13 protein-coding genes are annotated in these 9,277 nt (G+C 63.5%); 10 read left to right on the top strand and 3 right to left on the bottom strand.

Annotation, left to right across the window (positions count from 1 at the left end):
- Window positions 1–183 precede the first annotated feature (183 nt).
- Genes GV027_RS18045 through GV027_RS18055 form a run of 3 tightly spaced genes read right to left on the bottom strand, consistent with a single transcriptional unit; the run spans window position 184 to window position 1,788 of the window.
- Window positions 184–729 carry a DsrE family protein gene (locus GV027_RS18045; protein ID WP_443029563.1) on the bottom strand — a complete coding sequence of 182 codons (546 nt, stop codon included), beginning with the start codon at window positions 727–729 and terminating at the stop codon, window positions 184–186.
- A 28-nt stretch (window positions 730–757) separates the two neighbouring features.
- Entirely contained in the window at window positions 758–1,165 is a 408-nt protein-coding gene (locus GV027_RS18050) for an ArsR/SmtB family transcription factor (RefSeq protein ID WP_159513049.1), read from the bottom strand.
- Complete coding sequence (locus GV027_RS18055; protein WP_159513050.1) at window positions 1,165–1,788, bottom strand: peroxiredoxin; 624 nt, start codon at window positions 1,786–1,788, stop codon at window positions 1,165–1,167. Before GV027_RS18055 ends, GV027_RS18050 begins: the two co-directional genes overlap by 1 nt.
- An 85-nt stretch (window positions 1,789–1,873) precedes the next feature.
- On the opposite strand from GV027_RS18055, the gene GV027_RS18060 reads away from it, so the two are divergent.
- The 10 genes from GV027_RS18060 (at window position 1,874) to GV027_RS18105 (ending at window position 9,104) form a co-directional block, all read left to right on the top strand.
- Window positions 1,874–2,791 (top strand): MBL fold metallo-hydrolase, encoded by a 918-nt coding sequence (locus GV027_RS18060; protein WP_159513051.1) that lies wholly within the window; start codon window positions 1,874–1,876, stop codon window positions 2,789–2,791.
- The gene (locus GV027_RS18065; RefSeq protein ID WP_008830448.1) at window positions 2,791–3,228 is read left to right on the top strand and encodes a YeeE/YedE family protein; all 438 of its coding nucleotides are present in this window, start codon (window positions 2,791–2,793) and stop codon (window positions 3,226–3,228) included. Before GV027_RS18060 ends, GV027_RS18065 begins: the two co-directional genes overlap by 1 nt.
- Window positions 3,228–3,653, top strand: coding sequence for a DUF6691 family protein (locus GV027_RS18070; RefSeq protein ID WP_159513052.1), 426 nt, complete (start codon window positions 3,228–3,230; stop codon window positions 3,651–3,653). Before GV027_RS18065 ends, GV027_RS18070 begins: the two co-directional genes overlap by 1 nt.
- An 18-nt stretch (window positions 3,654–3,671) precedes the next feature.
- Complete coding sequence (locus tag GV027_RS18075) at window positions 3,672–4,106, top strand: TIGR01244 family sulfur transferase (protein ID WP_159513053.1); 435 nt, start codon at window positions 3,672–3,674, stop codon at window positions 4,104–4,106.
- Window positions 4,103–5,335 (top strand): NAD(P)/FAD-dependent oxidoreductase, encoded by a 1,233-nt coding sequence (locus tag GV027_RS18080; RefSeq protein ID WP_159513054.1) that lies wholly within the window; start codon window positions 4,103–4,105, stop codon window positions 5,333–5,335. The genes GV027_RS18075 and GV027_RS18080 overlap by 4 nt, the downstream gene beginning before the upstream one ends.
- Window positions 5,332–6,114 carry a sulfite exporter TauE/SafE family protein gene (locus tag GV027_RS18085; RefSeq protein WP_201302699.1) on the top strand — a complete coding sequence of 261 codons (783 nt, stop codon included), beginning with the start codon at window positions 5,332–5,334 and terminating at the stop codon, window positions 6,112–6,114. The genes GV027_RS18080 and GV027_RS18085 overlap by 4 nt, the downstream gene beginning before the upstream one ends.
- A gap of 29 nt (window positions 6,115–6,143) precedes the next feature.
- Window positions 6,144–6,923, top strand: a complete 780-nt coding sequence (locus GV027_RS18090; RefSeq protein WP_236559365.1) for a TlpA disulfide reductase family protein — start codon at window positions 6,144–6,146, stop codon at window positions 6,921–6,923.
- Window positions 6,920–7,549, top strand: coding sequence for a DsbA family protein (locus GV027_RS18095; protein ID WP_159513056.1), 630 nt, complete (start codon window positions 6,920–6,922; stop codon window positions 7,547–7,549). The genes GV027_RS18090 and GV027_RS18095 overlap by 4 nt, the downstream gene beginning before the upstream one ends.
- A gap of 77 nt (window positions 7,550–7,626) precedes the next feature.
- Window positions 7,627–8,193 (top strand): DsbA family protein, encoded by a 567-nt coding sequence (locus GV027_RS18100; protein WP_236559366.1) that lies wholly within the window; start codon window positions 7,627–7,629, stop codon window positions 8,191–8,193.
- Between the two features lie 20 nt (window positions 8,194–8,213).
- The gene (locus GV027_RS18105; protein WP_159513058.1) at window positions 8,214–9,104 is read left to right on the top strand and encodes an MBL fold metallo-hydrolase; all 891 of its coding nucleotides are present in this window, start codon (window positions 8,214–8,216) and stop codon (window positions 9,102–9,104) included.
- Window positions 9,105–9,277: the final 173 nt, after the last annotated feature.

Raw genomic sequence — 9,277 nt, forward strand, 5'->3', positions numbered from 1 at the left:
AACCTTCAGCTGCTCGCCCGGCAGGCCGCGCCAGCCTGATAACGCGGCGCATCCTCCGGTGTCCGGCGTCACCAGCCATCCGCCACGCCGATTTCGCGCAGGCCTTTTTCAACGGTCTCGACCGGTTATGACACCAGCAGCGTTACGGACTGGAATGATGAAACAGGAAACGTGTCGGCGCGATCAGTCTGGGATCAGCACCCAACCACGCAGCTGCAACGTCGCCATTGTTGTCAGCGCAGACACGTCGGTTTCGACACTTTTCCCTACCGTAGCGGGGTCAATCCCGTTTCCAATAAGAGCCTGGCTGCATACCCGAACGGATACACCCGCCTTTTTCAACGCCTCAATTAAGGCAAGGTTGGGGTTCGCAGCTACTCCCGTCTTTGTCGCATAGGCGCGATCTTCGGTAACGATGGGCGTCGCCGGACCGTGGACGATCACGACGACATCGCCTTGTTCTGGACGAACGCCATCGTTGCCCAGCAGGTTCAAAAAGCGGGCGACCTTCTCCAGCGATGGATTGATTTTATCCGGCGTTGCCGCGGCCTTGGTCACATTGAACAGCACGCGATAGCGCAACTTGCGATCGGGCCGTTCCGCAGCACCTTCGACGGGTGTGATCGCGCCATATCCCGGTATCACCGCCTGCCTAGGCACGGCGGCTGAAGCACTGACGCTGCTCATGAGTGACAAGCATCCTGCAAGAGCAATGATTGGCATACGCATCCGCTTTTTCCTTCTTCAGCCGAAATGATCAGCCAACTCTCGCAAAAACGGCCGCACCGATGTTTTGCGGTCGAACCACGGACGGCGTCTCGGGCGGTCGCACTGGGCGGGGGGCCGGGGCCGTTTGGGGAGCCGACAGATCGTCGGCTCCGAACATCGCCTCCAGGGTTCGCACACACAGTGCGGCTGCATCGTCGGCAAGACGGTAGTGAACCTGCTTCGCCTCACGCCTGGTCTTCACCAGATCGGCGCGCCGCAGCTCGGCAAGCTGCTGACTGAGCGCTGGTTGGGTCACGCCCGTGGCCGCCTCGATGTCCGCCACCTGCCGTTCGCCACCCAGCAGATAGGACAGGATCATAAGGCGCTGCGGCTGCGCGAACACGCGCAGCTTCTCGACTGCAACGTCGGCAAGCGCGCGGGACTGGTAGATCGCCATCACCGGTCAGCCTTCGTCTGGTGAAACCAGTCGGCGCCTGCGTTCCCCGGCAAAGCGGGAGGCAGGAGCACGTCGTCGCCCGGCTGCCAGTCAGCGGGCGTATAGGCCTCGCCATCGGCCGAACGCTGCAACGCCCTGACCGTGCGAAGCATCTCGTCGACCGAGCGCCCGACATTCATCGGATACCAGCTGAGTGCGCGGATAACGCCTTCGGGATCAATGAAGTAGGTTGCACGCACCGTTGAGGCATCGCCGGCCTGCTCGTCGAGCATGCCGTAGGCATACCCAACCGCCATCGACGGATCCTCGATCACCGGAAACGGCACCTCGACATCAAAAACGTCGTGGATCGCGCGAAGCCAGGCGACATGAGAGTAGAGGCTGTCGACCGACAGCCCCAACAATACACAATCCAGCTCCTCGAATTGAGGGGCCGCTTTAGCCAAGGCCACGAACTCGCTCGTGCAAACCGGCGTGAAGTCGGCAGGGTGCGAGAAGAACACAACCCAGCGCCCACGATACTGATCGAGCGCAATTTCGCCCTGCGTGGTGCGGGCGGTGAAGTTCGGGGCTGCATCCCCGATGCGCAGCGAGCGCGGCATGTTCGCATCCATCATTTCCATTCCTCCCAAATGACACGAACACCCCGTTGACGCAATACGCTTACACAACTACATAAAGCGTGAGATTGATTAAACGGAGATGGTCATGGACCCGGTTTTGAGCGAAGCCAACGCCCAGATCAGACGCGCGAAAACGGCCGGATCGCCGGTCGTTCAGTCCTTCTTTGATGAGCCTACCAACACAGCGACCTACGTCGTTTGGGACGCGGCGACGAAAAAGGCTGCGATCGTCGACAGCGTCCTCGATTTTGACGCCGCGGCGGGCCGGACCAAAACTGCGTCGGCGGACGCAGTGATCGCTTACGTGCGGGATCAGAGACTGACGGTCGATTGGCTGCTGGAAACCCATGCTCATGCCGATCACCTGTCTGCGGCACCTTATCTTCAGCAGGCGCTTGGCGGGCAGCTCGCGATCGGCCGTGAGATCATCCGGGTTCAGAACGTGTTCGGCAAAATCTTCAACGCCGGCACCGATTTTGAGCGCAACGGTTCCGAGTTCGACCGGCTGTTCGAGGACGGCGACCGCTTTGCCATCGGCAACATCGACGCCATTGCGCTGCACGTGCCCGGCCATACGCCGGCGGACATGGCCTATGCAATTGGGGACGCGGTCTTCACCGGCGATACGCTCTTCATGCCCGATTACGGCACCGCGCGGGCAGACTTCCCTGGTGGCGACGCACGCCAGCTATTCCGCTCGATCCGCCGGCTCATGCAGCTGCCGGACGAGACGCGCCTGTTCCTCTGCCACGACTACAAGGCGGTGGGTCGCGACCAATATGTCTGGGAGACGACTGTAGGCGCACAGCGTGTCGGCAACGTGCATGTCCACGAAGGGGTCAGCGAAGACGACTTCGTCGCGATGCGGACCAGTCGCGACGCCACCTTGTCGATGCCCAAGCTCATCCTGCCCTCGATCCAGGTGAACATGCGCGGTGGTCATCTGCCGGAGCCGGAAGCCAACGGCACCCGCTACCTCAAAATTCCGCTGGATGCGCTGTGATGCCAGGCTTTCCCCATGCCATGCCGCTCGAAGGCTTCATCGGCGGGCTGATGATCGGTGTCGCCGCGGCGATCATGCTGCTGGGCAACGGGCGCATCGCCGGTGTCAGCGGCATGTTCGCAAGAGTTTTGGGTCTTACAGATGGAGGTCCACCATGGGCCCTCGCGCTGCTCTTTACCGCGGGTCTGCCCTTGGGCGCGGGTATTGCTGCGGCCAGTTTGGGCGTGAAAGCCAGCTTTCCGGCATCGCTTTCGCTGATCGCCGTCGCCGGTCTGGTCGTCGGTATCGGAACGCGGCTTGGGTCCGGGTGCACCAGTGGTCACGGCGTATGCGGCCTGTCCCGCCTGTCGCCCCGGTCCATCGCCGCGACCGTCACGTTCATGGCGACCGGCGTCGTCACGGTCACGATCATGCGTCTGTCCGGGGTGATACTGTGATGCGCCAGAACCTCATTTCACTCGCTAGCGGGACGCTGTTCGGCGCCGGCCTTGCCATCTCCGGAATGATCGATCCGGCGCGGGTGCGCGCGTTCCTCGATATTACCGGCGCGTGGGACCCGACCTTGGCGTTCGTCATGGCAGGCGCGATCCTGCCGATGGCGATAGCCTGGTTCGTCGTGCGGCGTCGCTCGACCCCGATCGCGGCCGAACAATTCCACACGCCCGCCACCTCGCCGATCGACCGGCGCCTCATCGGCGGTGCGGCCTTGTTCGGCATAGGCTGGGGCATCGTCGGATTGTGCCCAGGTCCCGCCATTGCCGCACTGGCGATCCAGCCTCTGCCGGCACTGGTCTTCATCGCTGCAATGGCCCTCGGCGTTGCCGTCCACCGCTTTGCATTCACTTCCCGCCGTTCGGCCTGATCAGACAGGAGACATCACATGGCTTTCCAGCAGATCACCTCGTCCTTCTCTGCCGCCCCCCAGCTGACGCAAGACGACCTCGCCGCTGCCGTGAAGGCAGGATATCGTTCGATCATCTCAAGCCGCCCGGACGGCGAGGAGGCGGGCCAGCCAAGCGCGGAAGAAATGGCCCGAATGGCAGGCGACCACGGTCTCGCGTTTGCCCATGTCCCTATCGTACCGGGCAAGGCGACTGACGCCGATGCGGATCGCATGAAGGAGGCGCTAGCCACGCTGCCACAGCCGACGCTCGGCTTCTGCCGTAGCGGGACGCGCGCGGCGACCTTGTGGGCGTTGGCCGAGGCCGATCGCGCCGACCCGGCGACGATCGTCGACCAAGCAAAGGCAGCCGGGTACGACCTTGCCGATCTCACGCCTGCGCTGAAGCGCCGTTCCGAAAGGGCTGATCAATGACCTACGACATCGTCATCATCGGGGGCGGTGCCGCCGGCATCGCGACCGCTTCCAGCATTCTGAAGCGCAACGCCAAAGTGACGATCGCGGTCGTCGATCCGGCGACCGACCATTATTACCAGCCCGGCTGGACGATGGTGGGGGCCGGCGTCTTCACTCCCGAACAGACGCGCAAGACCGAATCCGACGTAATGCCAAAGGGCGTTAAGTGGGTACGTTTGCCGGCCGTCGCCATCGACCCCGACCGTAACACGGTCGAGCTCGAAGACGGTGACACATTGACCTATCGCGTTCTGGTCGTCGCGCCCGGGCTGCGCCTGGCGTGGGAGAAGATCGAAGGGTTGCCTGAGGCTCTCGGCCGCAACGGCGTCACCTCCAACTACCGCTACGATCTGGCACCCTACACCTACCAGCTCGTCAAGGAGTTGCGGCAGGGGCGGGCGCTGTTCTCGCAGCCACCCATGCCGATCAAGTGCGCCGGCGCACCGCAGAAAGCGATGTATCTCTCCTGCGACATCTGGCGCGATAGCGGCGTTCTCCCAGCTATCGACGTCGAGTTCCATAATGCCGGCGCAGCCCTGTTCGGGGTCCCGACCTACGTCCCGGCGCTGATGGAATATGTCGAGAAGTACGGTATCGATCTCAGGCTTGAGTCCAACCTGGTCGCGGTCGACGCCGATCGTCGTGTCGCCACGTTCGAGCGCAAGCAAGACGGCGTCTCCGAGCGGATCGAACGTGAGTTCGACATGCTTCATGTCGTGCCACCTCAGGTGTCACATGCCGTCGTCGCAAATAGCCCGCTCGCGGCTGCGAGCGGCTTCGTCGAGGTCGACGAGACTACGCTGCGGCACAAGCGATTTGAAAACATCTTCGGCCTTGGCGATGCCGCTGGCACCAGCAACGCCAAGACCGCCGCTGCTGCTCGCGTCCAGGCGCCCGTGGTCGCAGTCAACGCGCTGGCCGCGCTCGACGGCAGCCCCCCCGTTGCCGACTATAATGGTTACGGCTCATGCCCGCTCACGGTCGAACGCGGTAAGATCGTCCTCGCCGAGTTCGGCTATGGCGGAAAGCTGCTGCCCAGCTTCCCATCCTGGCTGCTGGACGGAACGCGTCCGACGCGCGCCGCCTGGTTCCTGAAGGAGCGCATGCTGCCCCCGATCTACTGGCAGGGCATGCTGAAAGGCCGCGAGTGGATGGCCGCTCCACACGAGATCGGCAAGGCGGCATGATCCTCGAACCAATCCAGTATCTGCTTGGCGCCTTGTCCGGCAGCCTGGTCGGATTCACCCTCGGGCTCGTTGGTGGCGGTGGCTCGATCCTTGCCGTGCCTCTCATGGTGTATCTGGTGCGCGTTCCCGACGCGCACCTCGCCATCGGTACGAGCGCGTTTGCCGTGGCGGCCAATGCCGCGACCGGTCTGATCGGTCATGCCAAGGCACATACCGTCAAATGGCGGTGCGGCGGCATGTATGCGACTGCCGGCGTCATCGGTGCGCTACTCGGATCCACCGCGGGCAAGGCCGTCGATGGCGGCAAGCTCCTCTTTCTGTTCGCGCTCGTCATGATCGTTGTCGGCGTTGTAATGCTGCGCGGGCGGGGTGACGCTGGTAATCCCGGCGCAGAATGCAACCGGGAGAAGGCGCCCAAGGTGCTGGGTTATGGCCTCGGCACCGGACTGTTTTCAGGCTTCTTTGGCATCGGTGGTGGCTTCCTGATCGTTCCCGGACTGATTGGATCGACGGGCATGCCGATTCTCAACGCCGTCGGCACGTCGCTGATCGCCGTCACCGCGTTCGGGCTAACGACCGCTGCCAACTACGCGTTCTCAGGGCTTGTGGATTGGCCGCTCGCCTTCGCCTTCATCGGCGGTGGGGTTATCGGCGGGTTGATTGGCACGCGGATCGCCAAGCGTCTGGGCACGGGCAGTACACTCACCACAGTCTTCGCAACGCTGATCTTCGTGGTCGCAGCTTACATGCTCTGGAAGAGCGCAGGCGCGTTTCTCTAATGGGAAGTGCGATTGCCATCGGACCGCTCATGATGGCGGTCGATCGCGGATTGGCGGTGCTATGTATCGTCGTGTTCCTGGGGCTCACGACCTTGGCAGGGCGGTTCCGCTTCCCGCGAGTGTCTACGGTTACGACCGGTGCCATCGTCGCTGGACTGGTGGCGGCGCGGATCGGCTATGTCGCGGCACATTGGGCGAGCTACGTCGAAGCGCCCCTATCCATCCTAGCTATATGGCAGGGAGGCTTCTCGGCCGTCGCCGGCCTCGCGGGCGCTGCGGTAACGCTGGCGTTCCGGCTCGGCCGAACGCGCGCTCTGGCGATAGGCTGGGCAGCGCTTGCCGTAGCTGGCGGCCTCTGGTTCACGCTTCAGGCGCTGATCCCGCCCGTGACCTACGGCCCCTTTCCCTATCATCTCGCCCTAACGACGCCATCCGGCGCTCCGCTCCCGCTTGATCGATTCCGGGGTCGTCCCTTCGTGGTCAATCTGTGGGCGACATGGTGCGGCCCATGCCGGCGCGAGCTGCCAATGCTCGATGCTGCTGCGTCGCGCCGTGGAGAGGTGCCGATTCTGCTCGCCGATCAGGGTGAGGCGCCGGCGACCGTTACCCGGTTCCTTACCCGCGAAGGCATCGGTGCTGGCAACGTCGCGCTTGATCCCGACCGTAGGCTTTCCCGAGCCTTCGAGGTCGCCGGCTATCCCGCAACCGCCTTCGTCGCCGCGGATGGCACGATCGTGCAGCTCCAGCTCGGAGAGTTGTCGCGCGCCGCGCTCGCCGATGGAATTGATAAGGCAAGGAAACATCGATGAACCGCCGCAACCTTCTCTTTCCCGGCATTCTAGCCGCGCTTGCTTTCGCCGTGCCGATGACACCTGCGGTCGGGCAGCAGCAGCCTGATTTGTCGCGCAAGGCAGTCGTCGACGATCCCGTAGCCCCCAAGCGGGCCGGCACCGCCTATGACGTCACCCTTGTCGAGTTCTTCGACTACAACTGCCCCTATTGCCGTCGCATGGAGCCGGTGCTGAACGCGCTGCTTCGCTCCGACCCGAAGGTCCGGATCGTGTATCGGGATTGGCCAATATTCGGACCCGCCTCCCGTGAGGCGTCCCGGGCGGCCGTGGCGAGCCAGTGGCAGGGCAGGCATGCCGCCTTCCATGGAGCGCTGCTTGCCTCGCCGGCGCGGCTCGACAGCGCCGGTATCAGGGCAGCTGCTGTGAAAGCCAAGGTGGATTGGCCGCGTCTGCAACGTGACCTGAAGACGCGTGGCGCGGAGATCGATGCGCTGCTGACGCGCACCAATGGCATTGCCGAGGCGATCGGATTTAACGGGACCCCGGCGCTGATCGTCGGCTCGCAGGTCGTGGCCGGCGCGGTCGATCTACCAACACTGCGCCGCCTCGTTGCGACGGCGCGCAGCAAGCCCGGAGGTCGTTGAACGTGCCGGGGTCGCTCAATCGGAGGCAGGCGGTCGGGCTCGGCGCTGTAATCGTGGGGGGCTGGGCGGTCGGACAAGTGCTACGGCGCACCGCCCCGATTGGGCGCGACGTTGGTCGGACCGCCGACCTGATCCTGGCAGGCGGCGGTTCGCCTGAACACGGTCCTGCCGATGCTACGCTGCGGCTTGCCATCTTCACCGATTATCGTTGCCCGGCCTGCCGTCACGCCTTTCACGCTTTGGAGGAGGCGGTGGAACGCGATGGCAAGGTTCGGGTCATCTACAAGGACTGGCCGATCTTCGGTCCACCGTCTGAACGTGCCGCGAGCGTTGCGCTCGGCTGCGCCGAACAGGGCATCTACCCGGCCGTTCATCGCCGACTGATGACCGACAGTCGTTTGATCGACGACGACATGCTGCGAGACGTCGTCACCGGCACTGGCGGGGACTGGCTGCGCGCGACGACTTGGCTTGCTTCGCATGCACAGGCCGTCGCAGCGCGACTGCGTGCGAACGGCCAAGAGGCCTATTCGATCGGCTTGGCCGGCACCCCGGGCTTTCTTGCCGGACGCATGCTGGTGATGGGCGCGATCGAAGCGGCTGATTTCGAACGGTTGTTCGCGCGGGCGCGGGCAGAAAGCTAACGGAGCGAGAGGACGAAAACATGATAGAGTATAAGCACGATGGTATGACCGTTGCGTCGCTCCATGACGAACGCACTGGTAGCTTCCAATATGTTGCCGTCGACGACACTACTAAGACGGCCGCGATCATCGATCCAGTCCTGGATTTTGACCCGCGCGCTGGTGCGACCGCGACCCGCAACGCCGATCTTATCCTCGACTATGTGCGCGAGAAGGGGCTGACCGTCGAATGGGTGCTCGACACCCACCCACACGCCGATCATTTTTCAGCCGTTCCGTACCTCGCCGGCAAGACCGGTGGCAAAACCGCGATCGGCAACAAGATCGTGGAAGTGCAAAAGCTGTGGCGGGACATCTACTGCCTGCCCGATCTCGCCGTCGACGGCAGCCAGTGGGACCGGTTGTTTGCCGATGGCGAGCGTTTCCAGATCGGTACGCTAGACGCTCAAGTCATGCTGTCCCCGGGCCATACGCTCGCCTCAATCACTTATGTCGTTGGCGATGCCGCGTTCGTTCACGACACGCTGATGGTTCCCGATAGCGGCACAAGCCGGGCAGACTTCCCGGGTGGTGATGCTCATGCGCTTTGGCGCTCGATCCGTGCCATCCTGAACCTCCCGCCTGAAACCGCAACCTATGTTGGGCATGACTACGGCAAAGATGGCAGGGACGTACTTGGTCGCTCGACCGTCGCCGATCAGCGTCGCGACAACATCCATGTTCACGATGGCATCGACGAAGCCGAGTTCGTCGCGACCCGCGAAAAACGCGACGCATCGCTCCCACTACCCGACCTGATGCTCGCCGCGCTTCAGGTGAACATACGTGGCGGCCGGCTGCCGGATGCGGACAAGTGTGGGACGGCGTTTCTCAAGGTGCCTCTGAACCGGTTTGGACCTGGTGCTTCATAGCTCAGTCCGCGCTAGGGCAGCTGCTGTTTCAAGTGTCAGAACCGAACGAGACCGTTGAAAAAGGCCTGCGCGAAATCGGCGTGGCGGATGGCTGGTGACGCCGGACACCGGAGGATGCGCCGCGTTATCAGGCTGGCGCGGCCTGCCGGGCGAGCAGCTGAAGGTTGTATGCC

The sequence above is a fragment of the Sphingomonas sp. T1 genome (genome assembly GCF_902506585.1).
In the GTDB taxonomy this organism is placed as follows: domain Bacteria; phylum Pseudomonadota; class Alphaproteobacteria; order Sphingomonadales; family Sphingomonadaceae; genus Sphingomonas; species Sphingomonas aerolata.

Coding starts and splice junctions, on each gene's coding strand:
- GV027_RS18045 (WP_443029563.1), bottom strand. CDS start 729: ATGCGTATGCCAATCATTGCTCTTGCAGGATGCTTGTCACTCATGAGC.
- GV027_RS18050 (WP_159513049.1), bottom strand. CDS start 1,165: ATGGCGATCTACCAGTCCCGCGCGCTTGCCGACGTTGCAGTCGAGAAG.
- GV027_RS18055 (WP_159513050.1), bottom strand. CDS start 1,788: ATGGAAATGATGGATGCGAACATGCCGCGCTCGCTGCGCATCGGGGAT.
- GV027_RS18060 (WP_159513051.1), top strand. CDS start 1,874: ATGGACCCGGTTTTGAGCGAAGCCAACGCCCAGATCAGACGCGCGAAA.
- GV027_RS18065 (WP_008830448.1), top strand. CDS start 2,791: ATGCCAGGCTTTCCCCATGCCATGCCGCTCGAAGGCTTCATCGGCGGG.
- GV027_RS18070 (WP_159513052.1), top strand. CDS start 3,228: ATGCGCCAGAACCTCATTTCACTCGCTAGCGGGACGCTGTTCGGCGCC.
- GV027_RS18075 (WP_159513053.1), top strand. CDS start 3,672: ATGGCTTTCCAGCAGATCACCTCGTCCTTCTCTGCCGCCCCCCAGCTG.
- GV027_RS18080 (WP_159513054.1), top strand. CDS start 4,103: ATGACCTACGACATCGTCATCATCGGGGGCGGTGCCGCCGGCATCGCG.
- GV027_RS18085 (WP_201302699.1), top strand. CDS start 5,332: ATGATCCTCGAACCAATCCAGTATCTGCTTGGCGCCTTGTCCGGCAGC.
- GV027_RS18090 (WP_236559365.1), top strand. CDS start 6,144: ATGATGGCGGTCGATCGCGGATTGGCGGTGCTATGTATCGTCGTGTTC.
- GV027_RS18095 (WP_159513056.1), top strand. CDS start 6,920: ATGAACCGCCGCAACCTTCTCTTTCCCGGCATTCTAGCCGCGCTTGCT.
- GV027_RS18105 (WP_159513058.1), top strand. CDS start 8,214: ATGATAGAGTATAAGCACGATGGTATGACCGTTGCGTCGCTCCATGAC.